Source organism: Pseudomonas sp. FG1, assembly GCF_034313875.1.
In the GTDB taxonomy this organism is placed as follows: Bacteria; Pseudomonadota; Gammaproteobacteria; order Pseudomonadales; family Pseudomonadaceae; genus Aquipseudomonas; species Aquipseudomonas veronii.
In genome coordinates this window covers 4,371,475-4,392,161 of record NZ_JAVIWP010000001.1, presented here as the reverse complement: position 1 = coordinate 4,392,161, position 20,687 = coordinate 4,371,475, and the positions used below count along the sequence as shown (strand labels likewise).

Genomic DNA, 20,687 nt, shown 5'->3' with positions numbered 1-20,687 from the left:
GGCACACGTTTTCCTGATTTGAGGAGCTTTGTATGATTTATCGCACGTTGGGCCAATCCGGGTTGAAGGTCAGCGCCTTGACCCTGGGCACCATGATGTTTGGCGAACAGACCAACACCGAAGACTCGTTGCGCATCATCGACAAGGCCTGGGACCAGGGCATCAACTTCATCGACACCGCCGACGTTTATACAGGCGGACGTTCGGAAGAGCTGGTCGGTGAAGCCATCGCCCGCCAGCGTCAGGACTGGGTGGTGGCGTCCAAGGTCGGCTTTGGCCCACCGGACGGTTTGCCCAACCGCAGCGGTTTGAGCCGCAAGCGTATTTTCAATGCACTGGAAGCCAGCCTGACCCGCCTCGACACCGACTACCTGGATATCTACTACCTGCACCGCGAAGACCACAACACCCCGCTGGAGGTCAGCGTATCGGCGATCGGCGACCTGATTCGCCAGGGCAAGATCCGTTACTGGGGCCTGTCCAACTACCGCGGCTGGCGCATTGCCGAAGTGATTCGCGTGGCCGAGCGCCTGGGCGTGGACAAGCCGGTGATCAGCCAGCCGCTGTACAACATCGTCAATCGCCAGGCCGAGGTCGAACAGATCACCGCCGCAGCCGCCTATGGCTTGGGCGTGGTGCCTTACAGCCCACTGGCCCGTGGCGTACTCAGCGGAAAATACGCACCCGATGCCACGCCCGAGGCCGGCAGCCGCGCCGCGCGGCAGGACAAGCGCATTCTGGAAACCGAATGGCGGGTCGAGTCGCTGCGCATTGCCCAGCAAATCCAGCAATACGCCCAAGAACGTGGCGTGGGGATTGTCGAATTCGCAATCGCCTGGGTACTGAACAACGCGGCCGTCAGCTCTGCGATTGTCGGCCCGCGCACCGAAGCGCAGTGGGATGCGTACACCGGCGCACTGGATGTGAAGCTCACCGCTGAGGACGAGGCCTTTATCGACTCGCTGGTGACGCCGGGGCACTCGTCCACCCCGGGCTTCAATGATGTCGGTCACTTTGTGTCGGGCCGCATGGCACGCACGTAACCCCCGGAAAATCGCAGTTCACTGCCCTTCTGCCGAGGGCAGTGAGCAAAACCTGGATGAAACGCCCCAAAACAGAGCCACCCTCTGACGCCAAAAGCACTATATTCCCCTGCTGAAATCCCCCCTCTTTTGTATCCAACGGTTTTCGCGAGGACAGCGTGTCTAAAGGTGTTGTGTTATCGGTCTTGGCTTCGGTGTTGTTTGCCGTGATGTATTACTTCACGTCGCTGCTGACGCCCTTGAGTGGCCTGGAGATTTTCGGCTGGCGCATGTTACTCACCATGCCGTGCATGACGGTGTTCATGCTCATCAGCGGCGAATGGCGACGGGTATGGGACGTGCTGCGGATGCTGGCGGCCAGGCCGCGACTGATTGGCGGCATCGTGGTGTCCTCGGCGCTGCTCGGCGTGCAATTGTGGCTGTTCATGTGGGCGCCGCTGAATGGGCGCAGCATGGATGTGTCGGTGGGCTATTTCCTGCTGCCGCTGACCATGGTGCTGACCGGGCGCCTGGTGTACGGCGAACGCTTGTCGCGGCTGCAACAGATCGCGGTATTTTTTGCAGCCCTTGGGGTGCTTAACGAACTGTATCAGGTCGGTGGTTTTTCCTGGGCCACGCTGGTGGTGATCATCGGTTACCCGGTCTATTTCGTGGTGCGCAAATACCTGACCACCGACCATTTGGGCGGGCTGTGGCTGGACATGGCGCTGATGCTGCCGGTGGCCTGGTGGTTTGTGCAAAGCGGCGAACAGGGCTTTGCGGTGATGGCGGCCCATCCGAAACTGTACGCGTTGATCCCGATGCTGGGCGTCATCAGTGCCTCGGCGCTGGTGAGCTATATCATTGCCAGCCGCTTGCTCGCATTCAGCCTGTTCGGGTTGCTCAGTTATGTGGAGCCGGTCCTGCTGCTGGGGGTGGCGTTGCTGCTGGGTGAAGGTATCAAGGCGGGCGAATGGCTGACCTACATCCCGATCTGGCTGGCGGTGATGGTGCTGGTGTACGAAGGCTTCAAGCACCTGGTGCGTCAACGCAGGGCATAAGTGCGAGAGCGTTGGGGGGCATCCATGCCCTCCTGCTCAGGGCTGCGCCGCCATTCAGCGGGTTTGCACCTGGACTGTTGGCTGAACAGGCGTGCCAAACTGCTTTTCCAACAGGTCGGCCAAGGCGTTCAGTTGCTCGCGCCTTGAGCTGTAAATCGGGATGTCGCTCTGCACTTGATTGCCTATCTCTTCCAGGGAGGCATCCATCACTTCTTTCTTGACGCCAAACAGATTGCCCAGTCGATTGCCCTGGTTCAGCTCGAGCAACGTGCCTGTGACCGGGTTCTTGGCGATTTTTTCGATAGAATAAGCCACGTCTTCAGGAACGCCCAACGCCTCCAGCGCCGTCCCCAGGCCATGGCCAGGGTTTCTGAGCTGCTTGAGGAACTCGTCGTAGAGCCCATTCAGATCATTGGCGCCCGCATTGCTCAGGAGAAGATTACCGAGATCCGCTTTGTATTCCTTGGGCGTCATCAATACGAGCGGGTCGTTATTGTTCAGCCCGTTACGCACTAAGTAGGGACCATCCTTGCTACCGCCATGCAGGTTGCCGTAACCGTCATAATAATAAAGCACCTTATTGCCATCCGCGCGCGTCCCGACGTAGGTGGCTGTGCCGTCCGGCGATAGGTTGTGGAGGCGCGTGTCGGTCAGGCCGTTGACCGGCACCGGCGGGGTGCTGGCGTCTTTGTCCAGGCGCGTAAAGATGTCCCCCTTCTCATACCCATAACTGCCGACCACCGCATTGGGATCGCCAGCGGCAAACTTTTCCAGCACCCGCTTGACACGCTCCACTTGCTTTGGCGCCGCGTCACTGGAGAAGTGTGCGGCAAGCTGGTCCACCTTCTTTGGATCGCTGAGCGCCGCCTTGAGCGAGGCTGTCATTTCTTCACGGGTGTTGAATGCGTGAAACGACTGACCTTCTTGCTCCGGCAAATACATCAGAAAGTTCGGCCCTTCGGCGGTCGCCGGCGTGCGCTTGGCCATGACGATGTCTTTGGCTTGTACGCCATCGACGGCAAAGGTCGACACCTGCACACCGGGTGCTCCCGGTTTGCCAGGCCTTACGACGGCAGTCGCCAGTGCTCGCCCGCCAGCACTCAGCGAACCGTCGCGGAACTCTGACTGTATGCGCTCCATGTAGTTTTGAAACGCCTGGTCGACTGGGTCCGAGTCGCTGGTCGAGCGGATGCGGCGAGTGGACACTGCGGGCTCGTTTTGCGCGTAAGGGGTAAGCGGATGTTGGCTTGCATAGGATGTATTGATCATAAAATGTATCCCGACGTGACTACTGAAGTTCGGCATCCCTGCATCAAGGCACAGGAGGTTTCCTGCGGCCCTGCCATCTTTGTGGACGCGGCTCGAAATACGGTTCCTCACACCTGGCGTACAAAAAAACCCGGCAGAGGCGACCTCGACCGGGCTTGTTGTGACGAGAAGGTGATCAGTCGGTGTTCAGTACACCGCGGCGCACCTGGTCACGCTCGATGGACTCGAACAGCGCCTTGAAATTGCCCTCGCCGAAGCCATCATCGCCCTTGCGCTGGATGAATTCGAAGAACACCGGGCCCATCAGGGTTTCCGAGAAAATCTGCAACAGCAGGCGTTTGTCGCCTTCAATGGACGAACCGTCGAGCAGGATGCCGCGCGCTTGCAGTTGGTCCACCGGCTCGCCATGGTTCGGCAGGCGACCTTCGAGCATTTCATAGTAGGTATCCGGCGGCGCGGTCATGAAGCGCATGCCGATCTTCTTCAATGCGTCCCAGGTCTTGACCAGGTCGTCGGTGAGGAACGCCACGTGCTGGATGCCTTCACCGTTGAACTGCATCAGGAACTCTTCGATCTGCCCGGCGCCCTTGGACGACTCTTCGTTGAGCGGGATGCGGATCATGCCGTCCGGGGCGCTCATGGCCTTGGAGGTCAGGCCGGTGTACTCGCCCTTGATATCGAAATAGCGCGCTTCACGGAAGTTGAACAGTTTCTCGTAGAAGTTGGCCCAGTAGGCCATGCGCCCGCGATACACGTTGTGGGTCAGGTGATCGATGACCTTGAGGCCGGCACCGACCGGGTTGCGCTCTACGCCTTCGAGGTAGACGAAATCAATGTCGTAGATCGAACTGCCTTCACCGAAACGGTCGATCAGGTACAACGGCGCGCCGCCAATGCCCTTGATCGCCGGCAGGTTCAGCTCCATCGGCCCGGTGTCGATATGGATCGGCTGGGCGCCCAGTTCCAAGGCGCGGTTGTAGGCCTTTTGCGAGTCCTTCACACGGAACGCCATGCCGCACACCGATGGGCCGTGCTCGGCCGCGAAGTAGGAGGCGATGCTGTTGGGTTCATTGTTGAGAATCAGGTTGATCTCACCCTGGCGATACAGGTCGACGTTCTTGGAACGGTGGGTCGCGACTTTGCTGAAGCCCATGATCTGGAAGATCGGCTCCAGGGTGCCTGGGGTGGGTGATGCGAATTCGATGAACTCAAAGCCCATCAGGCCCATTGGGTTTTCGTATTGGTCAGCCATTTTCGGCGCCTCTTCATTCTTGGGATGAACGGATGTCAATTGCCAGCAAGGATGAAGTGGGAGGGAGGCGCACACGAGAGACCTCGCACGCTGCGGGCGAGGAAGTCACCGAAGATGAGGGGGGAGCCGAGTAGCTTCATGGGTACATCAGTCTCTGACGGCTGAGGCTTGCGTGAGCGCAAGTCCATATTCTTGTATGCGTAAATCGATTCTACACAGCGTAACAGCGTTTGTCCGTACTCTTATCAAATCCCCATTGGCCTGCTCGGAGCAAGGGGTTTGTTGCACAGGTAAATACCGAGCAGGATCACCGCGCCGCCCAACAGCATCGGCAGAGTCAGTCGCTCATCCAGCAACGCCGCGCCGCAAATGACGGCGGTCAGCGGATTCAGCGCGATAAACACACCGGCGCGGGTCGCGCCGATTCGGCGGATGCCGTCGTACCAGCCGATATACGCCAGCGCCGAGCCCAGCACCCCGAGGTACAACAGGCTGAACAGTTGCGGCCAATGCACGGCGGCCAGCGCATTCAGGCTGATCCTGCCACTGATGAGGGTGGTGGCCGTCAGCATTACTGTCCCCAGCAGAATCGACCACGTGACTGTTTGCAACGCGCCCAGGCTCTGGTTGAGCTCACGGGAACACAATGAGTACACGCCCCACCCCACCACGCAACCGAAGATCAGCACATCGCCGACCCACGCGTTGGCTGCGGCCTGCAGCAGTTGGGGGTTGCGGCTGACAATCACCGTGCCCGCGCCGACCAGGCACAAGGCAATCCCCAGCCACTTGGCCGCGCCCAGGCGCTCCTTGAACAGCCACCATGAAGCCACGCCGATCACTGCGGGGTTTAGGGCCACGATCAAGGAGGCTCGCGATGCATTGATGTAATGCAGGCCGTAAAAGAAGCACAGGTTGTAGAAAAAGATGCCGAAAAAACCCAACACGGCCAGGCGCGCCCATTGCCTGGCGTCAGGGCGAGTCAGGCGCACGCGTGCGCAGGCCATGAACAGCAACAGTGCAACGCTCGCCGATAGAAAACGCAGGGTCGCGGCCAGCAGCGGGTCAAGGTCGGCCGCCAGGTAGCGGCCGGCCACAAAGGTCCCGCCCCAGATCACGGTCACAGCGGTGAGCTTCAGATAAGTCGAGCGGTCGGGGGAAGATGTCATCGGCGGGTTGCTCTGTGGCCTGTAGGATTGGCGTATCCTCCAGCTAATGATCAATCATCGTAAAATGAGTAAATACTCATGACCCTCACGCAATTGGAAATATTCTCACGGGTCGCCGAACTGCAAGGTTTCACCAGTGCGGCCCTTCGCCTGGGGATCAGTCAGTCTGCCGTGTCCCATGCGATCAAAGCCCTGGAGCAAGAGCTGGGGGTGGAGTTGTTTCGACGCCATCAGTCCCCAATCGAGCTCAGCGATATCGGCCGGCAACTGCTGATGCGCGCCCGCACGTTGCTCGGCGTGGCCGACACCTTGCAGCAGGAAGCCTGCGACGCGCGCGGGATGAAACGCGGTACGCTGCGCATCGGCTCTTTCGGCCCCACCTCATCCAATCGCCTGCTGCCGCGCATTCTTAAGCGCTATCGGCTACAGCATCCGGGCATTGAAGTGCATGTCGACGAAGGCCCGGATCGCCAAGTGATCCAATGGCTGGATGAGCGGCGTATCGACGTCGGGTTTGTGGTACTGGAGCACGAACGATTCGATACGTTTGCGCTGTTCAAAGACCAGATGGTCGCCCTTTTGCCCGCCGCCCACCCCTTGGCCGAACGCCCTTGCGTGGCACTGAAGGCGCTGTGCACTGACCCGTTCATCCTCACCGAAGCCGGCTCGCTGGAACTGGTTTCGCGACTGTTCGACAGCGCCCGGTTGACCCCGAATGTGCGTTATCGCTGTTCGCAATTGCTCAGCACCCTGGAGGCGGTGAGTCGCGGCGACGGCGTCAGCGTGGTGGCGCAGGCGTCGCTGCCCGAAACGCCGGATGCGCGCTACACCGTGCGCCCGCTGTCGCCGCCGGTCAGCCGCGAAGTTGGCCTGGCGGTGCTGGATCAACGCCAGTCGACACCGGCGACCCTGGCCTTTATTCAAGTTGCACAAAGCGTGGATTTCTCTGCCGCGGCGAGCTTAATTGAGCCCGGCCATCTATCATCGAGTTAATCCTGCGCCTTGCGGCGCTCCGCCTCCCACCACAGACCGCTCGCCCCATGCCCCTGACCGTCAACGGCCCGCAAAAACGCGCCACCCGCTACCTGATCAGCGCACTCAGCGCGCTGCTGCCAATCGGCCTGGGCATACTCATCCTGCACTGGCAGGCTGAACGCACGCTGCAACAAAGTACCGCGCAGATGGCCCAGGAAGCGGTGCGCCAGTTCGACCTGATGCTCGACAACACCGCCCTCGCCGCCCAGGCCTTGCTGCCGCTGGCCGGTCAGCCCTGTGACAGCGGCGTGCAGTTGGCACTGCGCGAGCAAGTCACACGCCGGCCGTTTGTCCGGGCAACCACCTTGTCCTGGCAGAAGAACATCTATTGCAGCTCCTTGTTCGGCGGCGGTTATGAATCGCTGGTCAACCCGGGCGATTATGTCGATGGGCGCTTGTGGTTGATGGATGGCAACCCGGTCACACCGGATACCGCGCTGCTGGTATACCGCCTGGTCGACGGCGATCAAGGCGCCTTTGCGTCGATTGACGGCTACCACCTGACCAATGCCCTGCGCCTGATCAGCCGCCATGCAGAGCTGATCCTGCAGGTCGGGCCGCACTGGATGGGCGCTGACGGCAAGGTGCAGGACACGGCGTTGCCGGTATTTGCCGTGGCCCATCACCATCTGGTGTCGCCGCGTTATCACTACAGTGTCGACGCCGGCATGCCGGCCGGGGAAACCTGGCGCTATATGCAAGAGCGTTACCCGGCGCTGTTCAGCCTGGTGGTGTTCTTCGGTGTACTGGCGGGCGGGCTGGCTCACTGGCTGCAGAAACGCTCGTCGGCCCCGACCCACGAGCTGCAACGGGCCCTGGGTGCCAATGAGTTCGTCGCCTATTTCCAGCCGGTGGTACGCGGCGATACGCGCGAGTGGGCCGGCTGCGAAGTATTGATGCGCTGGAACCACCCCAAGGAGGGCCTGGTGCGGCCGGACCTGTTCATTCCGCTGGCCGAGGATTGCGGCCTGATCGTACCCATGACGCGCGCGCTGCTGCGCCAGACGGCAGCGCAACTGGCGCCGCATGCCGAGCGTTTTCCCCGTGGTTTCCATATCGGCGTGAATATCACCGCGCGTCATTGCCAGGACTTGGCCCTGGTGCAGGACTGTCGCGAGTTTCTCGCGGCCTTCCCGCCTGGCCAGGTAACCTTGGTGCTGGAACTGACCGAGCGCGAGCTGATCAACCCTACGGACATCACCCGCCGCCTGTTCGATGCGCTGCATGAACTGGGTGTGATGATTGCAATCGATGACTTCGGTACCGGTCACTCCAGCCTGGCCTACTTGCGCAACTTCAATGTCGACTACTTGAAGATCGATCAAAGCTTTGTCGCCATGATCGGTGTAGATGCACTCTCGCGGCATATTCTGGACAGCATCATAGAGCTGTCCGGCAAGCTCGACTTGGGCATCGTTGCCGAAGGCGTGGAAACAATCGAGCAATGTGAATACCTGGCGGCACAAGGCGTGGATTTCCTGCAGGGTTACCTGTTCGGGCGCCCGCTGCCCTGCGATGAGTTCATTAAATCCCTGATCAGCCATTGAATAGCCATCTACCGCGCCGATGAAAGAGTGTTAATTAGCTAAAGACATGATTTACTCGTGACGGATTAACTACTACAATTTTTCATACCTGTGCAGAACTCGCAGGAAGGCTTCTTTCTTGAGTCGCCTTACAGCTCTTGGCTTATAGCGTTATCTGCAGTTGATATCAGCCAAATACACTATTGGAGTAAAGATTTTGTCCAGACTCGCCGAATTTCGCGCAGCAGAAAAAGCCCTTCAAGAGCAGCTTGCCCAGCTGGAATCCCTGAAGAACGACGCTGGCCTGAAGAAAGAAATCGAATTCGAAGAAAAGCTGCAAGCGTTGATGAAGAGCTATGGCAAGGGCCTGCGCGATATCATTTCCATCCTTGACCCTAACCCAGGCAAGGCCGCAGCGGTCGCCACCGCACCAAAACAGCGTCGCGCACGCGTGGTCAAGGTTTACCAGAACCCGCACACCGGCGAACTGATCGAGACCAAAGGCGGCAACCACCGCGGCCTGAAAGCCTGGAAAGAACAGTACGGCGCTGCCACTGTAGATTCCTGGCTTCGCGGCTGATCGACAACGCACTTGCAAAGAGCCCCGCAACAGCGGGGCTTTTTTGGTTTAAACGTTCGAATGCGAACTTAAATAACATTTCACTTTGTTCAAAAACGCTTACCGTGGGGCCTTTTCAAAGTTTCAGGCTGTCACGCACCGAACGGACTTCATCCTTGCTCGCTTCGTATGCTTGCGCCTGGCCTGCGTATGAAAAAACAAAGGCTTTATCGGTATCAACAGCGCCCACCAATGTTTGCGAGAGTACGTGGCGGCCGTTCTCGGTAATCACACAAGTAGTTTCCAGCGCCTCAAGACGACTCAATGTTGTAGGATGCATCTTGCTGCACACACTTTGATAGCCGCCCTGGGCAAAGTCTTTCTGGATGGACTTGCGCATTTCCAGTAACACGCCCTCAAGATTGACGGCATGCCCGGCCTCGATCGGCGTGCCCGTCAACTCCATGACCATCACTGTCGCGCCATTTTCATCATTCTTGATTGCCCGTTGCCGAGACACCGGTTGAGTGTTGGCGGGCGTCTCCCCGGCAGGCTCCACTTCCTCGATCTGCCAGCCGCTGGGCCAGTGAATTTCCGGTTCGGCCGCCAGCGCCATAGGGCTACCCAAGAACAAACACAACGTGCTCAACAACGCTGTACGACATTCGCTCATTACAAAAACATCCCAGGTTCAAGCGCCGAAGTTTGCGGCCCAGCCCCTGCGGCTCGCAAGGCCTGCGTGGGCTTTTTCATTTGGCGCGGCGGGCGGGCCTTGCGTATCATGGCCCAGCCGCACGAATGCTTGCCGCAAGCCAAGGGAACGCACCGCTCATCTCACGCCGCGTTTGCCCCATTTTTTTCTGGAGGGCCCATGAGCCTGCATGATCTGAACACTTTCCCGGGCGTCACCGCCCAGCCTGACACCGCCACGTCGAACTTCGTGTTCAACCACACCATGCTGCGGGTCAAGGACATCACCAAATCCCTGGATTTCTACACCCGCGTCCTCGGGTTCTCGCTGCTCGAAAAGCGCGACTTCCCGGAAGCCGAATTCAGCCTGTACTTCCTCGCACTGGTGGACAAGGCCCGGATCCCCGCAGACGCCGCCGAGCGTACCCAGTGGATGAACTCGATCCCAGGCATCCTGGAACTGACCCACAACCACGGCACCGAAAACGACGCCGACTTCGCCTACCATAACGGCAACACCGACCCACGCGGCTTTGGCCATATCTGCATTTCGGTGCCGGATATCGTGGCCGCGTGCGAGCGCTTCGAAGCCCTGGGCTGCGACTTCCAGAAGCGCCTGAGCGATGGCCGCATGAAAAGCCTGGCGTTCATCAAGGACCCGGACGCTTACTGGGTTGAGATCATTCAGCCCACGCCGCTGTAAAAATCCGACGCCATCAAAATGTCCGATGCCACGCCTAGCGTGAGGACATGAGACGCCAAGAAAACCTACACGGCGCAGCCCTCCGCTCACTGAAGCATTGGCGCTTTGGTGGGCTGGGGGCCATATGGGTGTGCAGCGGTTGCACGCTTGGGCATGTCAGAACCAAGCCCCGGCAACCGCAATGAAACGACCCAGGCCGGCGGACGTCATCGCGCAATCCCCAAGCGTGCCGCGAATGGCGTGTTACGCAGACTCTCCATAACGGAAGAATTCTATGAAGGCCCGCAATGCAGGACGCATCAGTCGCCGGGAAGGATAGTAGATATAAAAGCCATCGAAGGGTGGACACCACTCTTCCATGACGGAAATCAGCCTGCCTGCGCGGACATCGGCCAAAACGCTTTCCTCAAACAAAAAAGCCAGCCCAATGCCGTCGAGGGCGGCCTGCCTCATCAGTTCCTGCTGTGGCAGGATCAGATTGCCGTTCACCCCGACACTGACGGCATGCCCGTCGCGCTCCAATTCCCAGCGGTAGATACGGCCACTCTGGAACCTGCGGCGGATGCAGTTGTGTGCGGCCAGGTCGCGGGGGTGCAGAGGCTTGGGATGCCCGGCGAAGTAAGCCGGGGCCCCAACGATCATGCCGCGCCGTGCCCCACCAGCACGTACCGCGATCATGTCGATCTCCAGGCTCTCCCCGAGCCTGATCCCGGCGTCACACCCTTCCTCGACTATGTTCTCAAACGTATCCGAAACGCGAATGTCGAGCTCAATCGCAGGATAGAGCGCCACGAATGCCGGCAGTCGACGCATGATGACTTCCTGGACAGCGAGGAGCGGCATCGTGATCCGTAAGGGACCAGAAGGCGCAACAGCATCCTCCGTAACTTCCGCGAACCCGGTTTCGATTTCGGCGAGGGGGCCTGCGACCCGTGCCAGAAGGCGTTCGCCCTCCTCTGTCGGGCGTGTCGAGCGTGTGGTCCTTGCCAATAGGCGCAGCCCCAAGGCGCCCTCTAACGTGGAGACCGCATGGCTGACCGCAGAAGGCGCGATGCCGAGTTGATCGGCCGCCGCGCGAAAGCTGCCTGTCTTGGCGACGGCGACGAAAACGACGAGTTGGGAGAGCTGTGTTCTATCCATTGTTCTAAATTTTAGATCAACACAATCTCGCTTGCACGGATTATCAGTACTAGTCGCTCGCTCTACCCTGTTCGTATTCCGGCTAACTTCACAGAGGAACACGTTATGGAACTTCGCAAATTAGGCAAAATCGACGTCTCGGCCATCGGTTTGGGCTGCATGGGACTGAGCCAGGCCTACGGCGTCCAAGATGAAACCAGTTCAATCCAGACACTGCATCGTGCAGTCGAACTTGGCGTAACCTTCTTCGATACTGCCGAGGTTTATGGCCCGTATCGCAACGAGATACTTCTGGGCAAGGCGCTCAAGCCGTATCGGGAACGCGTGGTCATCGCGACGAAGTTTGGCTTCATCTACAACCGGGATCGGAACGATTTCGGTGAAATCACCGGAACGGATGGCCGTCCCGAAAATGCCCGGGCCGTCGCGCACGCTTCGCTGAAGCGCCTCGATACCGACGTCATCGATCTCTACTATCTGCACCGTGTCGACCCAGCGGTGCCCATCGAAGAGAGTGTCGGAGCAATGGCCGAACTGGTCACCGAGGGCAAGGTCCGCGCGATCGGCCTTTCCGAAGTCTCTGCCGATACGCTGCGCCGAGCCCATGCCATCCACCCGATCACCGCGTTACAGAGCGAATATTCTCTGTGGACGCGTGATGTCGAAACCAATGGCGTTCTCGACACTTGCCGCGAGCTGGGCATTTCTTTCGTGCCGTTCAGCCCGCTCGGCCGCGGCTTCCTGACCGGCAAGGCGCCCGTTACCGCCACGCTGGAAGCAGGAGATTTCCGACACAATCTGCCGCGCTTCCAGCCTGGGCACGTCGAGGCAAACCGCAGGTTGGTGAGCGTGATCGAAGAAATCGCCGCCGCAAAAGGAGTGAGCGCCGCGCAAGTCGCCCTGGCTTGGGTGCTGGCCCAAGGCAACGACATCATTCCGATCCCCGGTGCGAAACGCCTCGAACATCTGGAGCAGAACGTCGCTGCGACCCGCCTGAAATTGACCGAAGAGGAATGCACCTGGCTCGAAGCGACGTTCTCGCCCGAAAACATCTCGGGCGACCGATACCCAGCAGCGTTTGAGGTGATGTCTCAGAAATAAAACCCGCACTGAAGGTGCAGACCTTGTGTATCGGGCAGTGGCGTAGCCCATCAAAATACGCTACCGAAACCATCCTGAAATAAAAAACCCCATGTTTACACACGGGGTTTTTTATTTACGGCGCGGACTTCAGGCCGGCGCCGAGGTCCGGATCAGGTGATCGAACGCGCTCAGGGAAGCCTTGGCGCCCTCGCCCACCGCAATCACGATCTGCTTGTACGGCACGGTGGTCACGTCACCGGCAGCGAATACACCCGGCAGTGACGTTTCGCCACGCGCATCGACAATGATCTCGCCCCGGGGCGACAGTTCGACGGTGCCTTTGAGCCAATCGGTGTTGGGCAACAAACCGATCTGCACAAAGATGCCTTCCAGGCCGATGGTCGTGAACTCGCCATTGTCGCGATTCTTGTACACCAGGCCGGTGACTTTCTGGCCATCGCCTTTAACTTCACTGGTCAGTGCGCTGGTGATCACGTCGACATTCGGCAGGCTGAACAGCTTGCGTTGCAACACAGCATCAGCGCGCAGCTTGCTGTCGAATTCGAGCAAGGTCACGTGGCTGACGATGCCGGCCAGGTCGATGGCCGCTTCGACGCCGGAGTTACCGCCACCAATCACCGCTACGCGCTTGCCCTTGAACAGCGGGCCATCACAGTGCGGGCAGAAACACACGCCCTTGGCCTTGTATTCCTGCTCGCCCGGAACGCCCATTTCACGCCAGCGGGCGCCGGTAGCCAGGATCACCGTCTTCGACTTGAGCGTCGCACCGCTTTCAAAACGGATTTCGTGCAAGTCACCGGCATTTTTCGCCGGCACCAGGCTGCTGGCACGCTGCAGGTTCATGATGTCCACGTCGTACTGACGCACATGGGCTTCAAGCGCGCTGGCCAGTTTCGGCCCTTCGGTTTCCTGTACCGAGATAAAGTTCTCGATGGACATGGTGTCCAGCACCTGGCCGCCAAAACGCTCGGCCGCCACACCGGTACGGATACCTTTGCGCGCAGCGTAGATAGCCGCCGCCGAACCGGCCGGGCCACCGCCGACCACCAGCACATCGAATGCGGCTTTGGCACTGATCTTCTCGGCGGCTTTTTCGATACCGCTGGTGTCGAGCTTGGCGAGGATTTCTTCCAGGCCCATGCGGCCCTGGCCGAAGTTCACACCGTTGAGGTAGACACTTGGCACGGCCATGACCTGGCGCTCATCGACTTCGGCCTGGAACAGCGCGCCGTCGATGGCCACATGCTTGATGTTCGGGTTCAGCACGGCCATCAGGTTCAGCGCCTGGACCACGTCCGGGCAGTTCTGGCATGACAGCGAGAAGTAAGTCTCGAAGTTGAACTCGCCTTTGAGCGCGCGAATCTGTTCAATCACTTCGACACTGGCCTTCGACGGGTGGCCACCGACTTGCAGCAGGGCCAACACCAGCGAAGTGAATTCATGCCCCATGGGGATGCCGGCAAAACGCAGGCTGATCTCGGCACCCGGGCGGTTGATGGAGAACGAGGGCTTGCGTGCATCGTCACCCTCGGTTTTCAGGGTAATCAGCGTGGTGAGGCTGGTTACGTCCTGCAAAAGTGCAAGCATTTCCTGGGATTTCGCGCCGTCATCGAGGGAGGCGACGATCTCAATCGGCTGGGTGACCCGTTCCAGGTATGACTTCAACTGAGCTTTAAGATTGGCGTCCAACATACGGGCGATTCCTTTGAATTTGGTAAAAAAAACGCCCGAGCGAATCTCGCCCGGGCGTTTTTGAGGGCGGTTGCAGCTTACTTAGGTGCGGAATCCCGCCCTTGATGTGTCACAGACTTAGATCTTGCCGACCAGGTCCAGGGACGGAGCCAAGGTGGCTTCGCCTTCTTTCCACTTGGCTGGGCACACTTCGCCTGGGTGGGCAGCGACGTACTGAGCGGCTTTGATTTTGCGCAGCAGCTCGGAAGCGTCACGACCAACACCGCCGTCGTTCAGTTCAACGATCTTGATCTGACCTTCTGGGTTGATCACGAAAGTACCGCGGTCTGCCAGGCCGGCTTCTTCGATCAGCACGTCGAAGTTGCGGGAGATGGTCAGGGTTGGGTCGCCGATCATGGTGTACTGGATCTTGCCGATGGCTGGCGAGGTGTTGTGCCACGCAGCGTGGGCAAAGTGGGTGTCGGTGGAAACGCTGTAGATTTCGACGCCCAGCTTCTGGAATTCGGCGTAGTTGTCAGCCAGGTCTTCCAGCTCGGTCGGGCAAACGAAGGTGAAGTCGGCCGGGTAGAAGAACACTACGGACCATTTGCCTTTCAGGTCAGCGTCAGACACGTCTACGAAGTTGCCGTTTTTGTAGGCGGTCGCTTTGAACGGTTTTACTTGGCTGTTGATGATAGGCATCGTTGACTCTCCGTCAGGGGTTGGTAAGTTGATGAAGTGAATCCTACCCACTCTCTTGGCCGATGGCTCATTGGCAAACCTGATGCTCGCGATTGGCTTTCTCTATCAGTCGACAGTATTAATAGAAGAAACCTCAAATCAGCGGCGCAGTTGCCAGGGTCATGCCTAGAAAGGGTGTCGCTTCAACATAGCGCATGGCGGATTTCATGTCGTTCCAGCCGACGTAACTCATCAACGACTTCAAATCCCAACCACTGCGATGGGCCCACGTGGCAAAGCCCCGACGCAGGGAGTGGCTGGTGTAGTGCTCGGCCGCAATGCCCGCACGCTCCAGGGCCTGGCGCAACAGCGGGATCACGCTGTTGGGGTGCAACCCCGCCTCGCCCAGGTTGCCCCAGCGGTCAATCCCGCGAAACACCGGGCCGCGGACCAGCGCCGAGGCACTGAGCCATTCACTGTAGGCCTGCACCGGGCACAGCCGCAGCAATGCCGGGGTTTGGTAGGTCTTGCCGAGGTTGTCGCGGTCGCTTTTGCTGCGCGGCAGGTACAGGCTGATGCCGGCCCCGGGCACGGCCTGAACGTGCTCGATGCTCAACCGGCACAACTCATCACTGCGAAAGCCGCGCCAGAAGCCGAGCAGGATCAATGCGCTGTCGCGTTTGGCGCGCAACAGCCGGGCGGGGTCCTGGGCTTCGCTCGCTGCGCGCGCCTCCCCTTCCAGGCATGCAACCACCTGTTCCAGATGCTTGAGCTGCAACGGCTGCGCCTGCTTCTCCCGCGCCGGGTGTACGGCGCGAATTCCCTTGAGCACCTGGCGCACGACCGGCGCCTTGGTCGGGTCGGGAAAACCCTGGCTCGTATGCCATTGCGCCAATGCCGAAAGGCGCAACTTCAAGGTATTCACCGCCAACACCCCGGCATGGGCCACGAGGTAGCGCGCCACGCTGTCACTGGTGGCGGGCAGGAATCCGCCCCAACTCACCTCGAAGTGCTCGATGGCTGCGCGATAGCTGCGGCGCGTGTTATCGCGGGTAGCGGCGTTGAGGTAACGATCCAGATCGCTCATGAAAGCCTTTTCGTACTGCTGATAGGGCGCACTCACGGTGAAAACCGCGCTGACACGGGATAATACGCCAATATCCCATCTATTAGATCATGATTTTTAACTCGTTTTTATTCATGATATGATACGTAAATACATACCATGTACCACAGTACTAAATCGACGGAGACCCCATGGCTCGTGGCGGCATAAACAAAGCAGTCGTTCAAACGGCACGCCTGGCGATCCTCGCCCGCGGCGAAAACCCCAGCATCGATGCGGTACGCATCGAAATGGGCAATACCGGCTCGAAAACCACGATTCATCGCTACTTGAAGGAACTGGACGAGAGCGAAACGCGGCAGACCATCACCGAAGCGCCCATCGACGATGAACTCGGCGAATTGGTGGCACGGCTTGCCCAGCGCCTGAAAGAGAAAGCCCAAGAGCCCATCGACTTGGCCCTGGCGCAATTCGAGCAACAGAAAACCGCCCTGCTCGCCCAGCTCGAAACGCTGCAAGCAGCCCACAACCAACTGCAACAGCAATTCGATATCCAGGCCGCAGCCCTTGCCGAAGAAAGCGCAGCCCTGCAAACCACCAGCACCAGCCTGCAGACCGAACGAACCCGTAACGCCGGGTTGAGCCAGGCATGCAGTGACTACGAGCTGCGCATCAGCGACAAGGACGAACAGATTCGCTCGCTGGAAGACAAACACCTGCACGCCCGGGATGCGCTGGAGCATTACCGCAACGCCATCAAAGAACAGCGCGAACAGGAGCAACGACGCCACGAAGGCCAGGTGCAACAGGTCCAGGCGGAACTGCGCCAGGCCCAGCAGAGCGCCATGGTGCGCCAGGACGAGATCACCCAGTTGCACCGCGACAACGAGCGCCTGCTGATCGAACATCGGGTGACGGTGAAGGAGTTGGCGACACTGCAGGAGCAAGTGCGCAAGGACCAGGCGCAACAACTCCACCTGAGCGAACAGTTGAAGCAGATCGACAGCGAACGCACCCTGCTCCAGGAACGCCTGCGGGTCGCGGTGCAAGACAGTCAGTCACGCCAAGCCGCGCTGAGCGAATTCCAGCAGGCCAACAAGGCGCTGGAGCTGGACCTGATCAAGGCTCAGGCCAGCATCGAGGCGTTGCGTCTGACAGCCGCCGTTGCAGCGACCGCCGAGGCAACGCCCAGCACCTGATCAGTCGGCCACGGGCGTTCGCATGGTGACGAACTCTTCGGCCGCCGTCGGGTGTACGCCAATGGTTTCATCAAAATGCTGCTTGGTCGCGCCCGCCTTGAGCGCGATCGCCAAGCCCTGCACGATTTCCCCGGCGTCCGGGCCGACCATATGGCAACCCAGGACCCTGTCGGTGTCGGCGTCGACCACCAGTTTCATCAGGGTTTTCTCCTGACAGCCGGTCAATGTCAGCTTCATCGGCCGGAAACGGCTTTCGAAAACCTTCACCTTATAGCCTTTGCCCTTCGCGTCCTCCTCGCTCAGACCGACCGTACCGATGTTCGGCAGGCTGAACACGGCCGTCGGGATCATCGCGTAGTCCACCGGGCGATACTGCTCCGGCTTGAACAGGCGACGCGCCACGGCCATGCCTTCGGCCAGGGCCACTGGGGTCAACTGCACGCGACCGATCACATCGCCAATCGCCAGGATCGACGATTCGGCGGTCTGGTACAGGTCATCCACTTCGACAAAACCGCGCTTATCCAGTTTGACCCCGGTGTTTTCCAGGCCCAGGTTATCCAGCATCGGCCGACGGCCGGTGGCGTAGAACACGCAGTCTGTTTCCAGCACGCGCCCGTCTTTGAGGGTGGCCTTGAGGCTGCCGTCGGCTTGCTTGTCGATCCGTTCGATATCGGCATTGAACTGCAGATCCAGGCCACGCTTGGTCAATTCTTCCTGCAGATGCTTGCGCACCGCACCGTCAAAACCGCGCAGGAACAAGTCGCCGCGATACAGCAAAGACGTCTGCGCACCCAAACCATGGAAAATTCCGGCGAACTCAACGGCGATATAGCCACCGCCAACCACCAGCACGCGCTTGGGCAGCGTTTTGAGGAAGAACGCTTCATTGGAACCGATCGCGTGCTCATGCCCCGGTATCTGCGGGATCTGCGGCCAGCCGCCGGTCGCGATCAGGATGTGCCTGGCCGTGAAGCGCTCGCCATTGATTTCCACCTGATGCGGATCGACCAGTCGCGCATGCCCTTCATGCAGGGTCACGCCGCTGTTGACCAGCAGGTTGCGATAGATGCCGTTGAGGCGGTTGATCTCACGGTCCTTGTTGGCGATCAGGGTCGCCCAGTCAAAGTTCGCCTCCCCCAGGGACCAGCCGAAACCGCTGGCCTGCTCGAAGTCTTCGGCAAAATGCGCGCCGTAGACCAGCAGTTTCTTCGGCACGCAGCCGACGTTCACACACGTGCCGCCCAGGTAGCGGCTTTCCGCCACGGCCACCTTGGCGCCAAAACCAGCGGCAAAGCGCGCAGCACGAACACCGCCGGAACCGGCGCCAATCACATACAGGTCAAAATCGTAGGCCATTTCACTCTCCTCGGCAGGCAATCAGCATACCGACTTAGTTGGGGGTGAAAAACGAAAAAGCCACCCGAAGGTGGCTTTCTCTTACAACAGGCGGGCAACCGTGAATCAGTAAGCCTTGCCAGTCTTGTAGAAGTGCTCGTAGCAGAAGTTGGTCGCTTCGATGTAGCCTTCGGCGCCACCGCAGTCAAAACGACGACCCTTGAACTTGTACGCGATCACGCAACCGTCTTTGGCCTGCTTCAACAGGGCGTCGGTAATCTGGATCTCGCCACCCTTGCCCGGCTCGGTTTCTTCGATCAACTTGAAGATGTCCGGGGTCAGGATGTAACGACCGATGATCGCCAGGTTCGACGGAGCATCTTCAGGCGCTGGCTTCTCGACCATGTCGCGCACGCGGATCAGGCCATCGCCGATGTCGTCGCCAGCGATCACGCCGTACTTGTTGGTTTCTTGAGGATCGACCTCTTGAACCGCGACGATGGTGCAACGGTACTTCTGGTACAGCTTGACCATCTGGGTCAGTACGCCGTCGCCTTCCAGGTTCACACACAGGTCGTCGGCCAGTACCACGGCGAACGGTTCGTCACCGATCAGCGGACGGCCGGTCAGGATGGCGTGGCCGAGGCCTTTCATCTGGGTCTGACGGGTGTAGGAGAACGAGCACTCGTCGAGCAGCTTGCGGATACCAACCAGGTATTTTTCCTTGTCGGTGCCTTTGATCTGGTTTTCCAGCTCGTAGCTGATGTCGAAGTGGTCTTCCAGCGCGCGCTTACCACGGCCGGTAACGATAGAGATTTCATTCAAACCGGCATCCAGTGCCTCTTCGACGCCGTACTGGATCAGTGGCTTGTTCACCACCGGCAGCATCTCTTTGGGCATGGCCTTGGTCGCTGGCAAGAAGCGAGTGCCGTAACCGGCTGCTGGGAACAAGCATTTCTTGATCATATGGGTCCTTACAAAGGGCTGTGCGTACGGAATTCGGCGCAGTCTAATCAGGCCGCAGTCACCTTACAATGGGTCCTGCTGGCGTTGCGATGTCATCATAGAGAAAAAATGTCGGCGTAAGTTCCGCTAATCCTACAAAGAGCTTCACCAATACCCCGACAAAAACAGCGTAGCCCTGTGGCTTGAAAAGGGCTGCAACCCTTTTAGCACGCTTCGGCGCCGCAAACATTGACCTGGAATAACTTGGGCGGTGGCGCGACAATTGGCGCTATCATTACGCCCTTGAACCAGACCACGAGATTGTTAATAGATGTCAGAACCCAAAGGCGTGAACGGCTACCTGATCACAAAGCGAGCGGACGGTTGGCACCTGATCAACTTCCACGGCGACAGCGTCGCTGGCGCATTCGCGACCGAGAGCCAGGCAACTGCGGTTGCGGAAGTGTTTGTGGATGAAGCGGGCCACGCATCGAGCAAGCGACCGAAGGGCAAGTAAGCCTTGGAAGCTGCGTAAAAACGCCCCGGTGAACGGGGCTTTTTTGTATCTTTTGTATAACCCTGGAATAGGCTTACACCTGACTTTCAGGACGAGACATGTCTATACGTAGATGGCAGTTCGCTATAGTCTCGTCGAAACGCCCCACGACAGTGTCAGCGCACCCTCCAACACCCTCGATGATGAACACATATGAACAAGATTCTGGCACTCACTGCAGTATTGGCGCTCGCCGGCTGCACGACCACGTCTGATGTCTACCTGAAAAACGGCGAACAAGGCCTGACCATCGACTGCTCGGGCGAAGCCAATTCCTGGGCCAGTTGCTACGAAAAGGCCGACGCCTCTTGTGCGGGCACCGGCTACCGTATCGTCGGTACCGAAGGCACGCCTTCGCTCAAGGAAAGTGAAAAGACCCTGGGCCAGGACGTGGGCAACTTCAAAAGCCGCAGTGTGGTGGTGGTCTGCAAGTAAGCGTTACGTCTACAGCTGGATATCGGCAAACTTGATACCCAGGCCACGGACGGTCTCCACCAGGTCATCCAGGCGCGAGAAAGATTCGACTTCATCCTGATCGTCCACCAGGAAAAAACTGCGACCGCCGCTTTTCTTGAAGAATACGATCCATTCCCCGAGGTCAGCCGGGTTCTGGATGATGTGAGTGGCCGATATCTGACCTTCGGCCTGGCGAGCCCTGACGTGTTCACGCTTCATGAAAGACTTCCCAAAAAAGACACATG

The 20,687-nt window shown here is 59.2% G+C and carries 21 protein-coding genes; 10 read left to right on the top strand and 11 right to left on the bottom strand.

Annotated features, from left to right (window positions below; translation table 11 throughout):
• Window positions 1–32: 32 nt before the first annotated feature.
• Both RGV59_RS20180 and rarD read left to right on the top strand, forming a co-directional pair.
• Window positions 33–1,043, top strand: a complete 1,011-nt coding sequence (locus RGV59_RS20180) for an aldo/keto reductase (RefSeq protein ID WP_017846290.1) — start codon at window positions 33–35, stop codon at window positions 1,041–1,043.
• Window positions 1,044–1,201: 158 nt separating this feature from the next.
• The gene (rarD, locus tag RGV59_RS20175; RefSeq protein WP_102617074.1) at window positions 1,202–2,083 is read left to right on the top strand and encodes an EamA family transporter RarD; all 882 of its coding nucleotides are present in this window, start codon (window positions 1,202–1,204) and stop codon (window positions 2,081–2,083) included.
• Between the two features lie 54 nt (window positions 2,084–2,137).
• Here the strand turns inward: rarD and RGV59_RS20170 are convergent, their stop codons facing one another.
• From RGV59_RS20170 to RGV59_RS20160, 3 genes are all read right to left on the bottom strand, one after another.
• Window positions 2,138–3,352: a dermonecrotic toxin domain-containing protein gene (locus RGV59_RS20170; protein ID WP_256580712.1), complete on the bottom strand. Its 1,215-nt coding sequence runs from the start codon at window positions 3,350–3,352 to the stop codon at window positions 2,138–2,140.
• 175 nt (window positions 3,353–3,527) lie between these two features.
• On the bottom strand, window positions 3,528–4,604 hold the full coding sequence (hppD, locus tag RGV59_RS20165; protein WP_017846293.1) for a 4-hydroxyphenylpyruvate dioxygenase: 1,077 nt from the start codon (window positions 4,602–4,604) through the stop codon (window positions 3,528–3,530).
• A 245-nt stretch (window positions 4,605–4,849) separates the two neighbouring features.
• A complete protein-coding gene (locus tag RGV59_RS20160) occupies window positions 4,850–5,773 on the bottom strand; it encodes a DMT family transporter (RefSeq protein WP_126585221.1) in 924 nt (307 codons plus the stop codon).
• 78 nt (window positions 5,774–5,851) lie between these two features.
• Between RGV59_RS20160 and RGV59_RS20155 the strand changes: the two genes are divergently transcribed.
• The 3 genes from RGV59_RS20155 to RGV59_RS20145 all read left to right on the top strand — a co-directional run bounded on the left by RGV59_RS20155 (window position 5,852) and on the right by RGV59_RS20145 (window position 8,914).
• Entirely contained in the window at window positions 5,852–6,766 is a 915-nt protein-coding gene (locus tag RGV59_RS20155; protein WP_046383527.1) for a LysR family transcriptional regulator, read from the top strand.
• Window positions 6,767–6,813: 47 nt separating this feature from the next.
• On the top strand, window positions 6,814–8,355 hold the full coding sequence (locus tag RGV59_RS20150) for an EAL domain-containing protein (protein WP_126585220.1): 1,542 nt from the start codon (window positions 6,814–6,816) through the stop codon (window positions 8,353–8,355).
• 196 nt (window positions 8,356–8,551) lie between these two features.
• The gene (locus RGV59_RS20145; RefSeq protein WP_017846297.1) at window positions 8,552–8,914 is read left to right on the top strand and encodes a histone-like nucleoid-structuring protein, MvaT/MvaU family; all 363 of its coding nucleotides are present in this window, start codon (window positions 8,552–8,554) and stop codon (window positions 8,912–8,914) included.
• 115 nt (window positions 8,915–9,029) lie between these two features.
• Here the strand turns inward: RGV59_RS20145 and RGV59_RS20140 are convergent, their stop codons facing one another.
• Entirely contained in the window at window positions 9,030–9,566 is a 537-nt protein-coding gene (locus tag RGV59_RS20140) for a DUF4946 domain-containing protein (protein ID WP_026139941.1), read from the bottom strand.
• Between the two features lie 198 nt (window positions 9,567–9,764).
• Between RGV59_RS20140 and gloA the strand changes: the two genes are divergently transcribed.
• Window positions 9,765–10,286: a lactoylglutathione lyase gene (gene gloA / locus RGV59_RS20135; protein ID WP_017846299.1), complete on the top strand. Its 522-nt coding sequence runs from the start codon at window positions 9,765–9,767 to the stop codon at window positions 10,284–10,286.
• A gap of 243 nt (window positions 10,287–10,529) precedes the next feature.
• On the opposite strand, the gene RGV59_RS20130 is transcribed toward gloA, so the two are convergent.
• Window positions 10,530–11,426: a LysR family transcriptional regulator gene (locus tag RGV59_RS20130; protein WP_017846300.1), complete on the bottom strand. Its 897-nt coding sequence runs from the start codon at window positions 11,424–11,426 to the stop codon at window positions 10,530–10,532.
• Window positions 11,427–11,531: 105 nt separating this feature from the next.
• Between RGV59_RS20130 and RGV59_RS20125 the strand changes: the two genes are divergently transcribed.
• Window positions 11,532–12,527: an aldo/keto reductase gene (locus RGV59_RS20125; protein ID WP_126585219.1), complete on the top strand. Its 996-nt coding sequence runs from the start codon at window positions 11,532–11,534 to the stop codon at window positions 12,525–12,527.
• 129 nt (window positions 12,528–12,656) lie between these two features.
• On the opposite strand, the gene ahpF is transcribed toward RGV59_RS20125, so the two are convergent.
• The 3 genes from ahpF to RGV59_RS20110 form a co-directional block, all read right to left on the bottom strand.
• Window positions 12,657–14,222 (bottom strand): alkyl hydroperoxide reductase subunit F, encoded by a 1,566-nt coding sequence (gene ahpF, locus RGV59_RS20120; RefSeq protein ID WP_126585218.1) that lies wholly within the window; start codon window positions 14,220–14,222, stop codon window positions 12,657–12,659.
• 117 nt (window positions 14,223–14,339) lie between these two features.
• On the bottom strand, window positions 14,340–14,903 hold the full coding sequence (gene ahpC / locus RGV59_RS20115) for an alkyl hydroperoxide reductase subunit C (protein WP_010210361.1): 564 nt from the start codon (window positions 14,901–14,903) through the stop codon (window positions 14,340–14,342).
• A gap of 133 nt (window positions 14,904–15,036) precedes the next feature.
• The gene (locus tag RGV59_RS20110) at window positions 15,037–15,969 is read right to left on the bottom strand and encodes a site-specific integrase (RefSeq protein WP_102617065.1); all 933 of its coding nucleotides are present in this window, start codon (window positions 15,967–15,969) and stop codon (window positions 15,037–15,039) included.
• 170 nt (window positions 15,970–16,139) lie between these two features.
• On the opposite strand from RGV59_RS20110, the gene RGV59_RS20105 reads away from it, so the two are divergent.
• A complete protein-coding gene (locus RGV59_RS20105) occupies window positions 16,140–17,147 on the top strand; it encodes a DNA-binding protein (protein WP_126585217.1) in 1,008 nt (335 codons plus the stop codon).
• Here RGV59_RS20105 and gorA read toward each other — a convergent pair whose 3' ends face one another.
• Window positions 17,148–18,506 carry a glutathione-disulfide reductase gene (gene gorA / locus RGV59_RS20100; RefSeq protein ID WP_046489458.1) on the bottom strand — a complete coding sequence of 453 codons (1,359 nt, stop codon included), beginning with the start codon at window positions 18,504–18,506 and terminating at the stop codon, window positions 17,148–17,150.
• Between the two features lie 105 nt (window positions 18,507–18,611).
• On the bottom strand, window positions 18,612–19,451 hold the full coding sequence (galU, locus tag RGV59_RS20095) for a UTP--glucose-1-phosphate uridylyltransferase GalU (RefSeq protein ID WP_003212579.1): 840 nt from the start codon (window positions 19,449–19,451) through the stop codon (window positions 18,612–18,614).
• 310 nt (window positions 19,452–19,761) lie between these two features.
• Between galU and RGV59_RS20090 the strand changes: the two genes are divergently transcribed.
• A complete protein-coding gene (locus RGV59_RS20090) occupies window positions 19,762–19,947 on the top strand; it encodes a hypothetical protein (protein WP_017846306.1) in 186 nt (61 codons plus the stop codon).
• Window positions 19,948–20,139: 192 nt separating this feature from the next.
• Window positions 20,140–20,421, top strand: coding sequence for a hypothetical protein (locus RGV59_RS20085; RefSeq protein WP_017846307.1), 282 nt, complete (start codon window positions 20,140–20,142; stop codon window positions 20,419–20,421).
• 9 nt (window positions 20,422–20,430) lie between these two features.
• Here RGV59_RS20085 and RGV59_RS20080 read toward each other — a convergent pair whose 3' ends face one another.
• On the bottom strand, window positions 20,431–20,661 hold the full coding sequence (locus RGV59_RS20080; protein WP_102617064.1) for a hypothetical protein: 231 nt from the start codon (window positions 20,659–20,661) through the stop codon (window positions 20,431–20,433).
• Window positions 20,662–20,687: the final 26 nt, after the last annotated feature.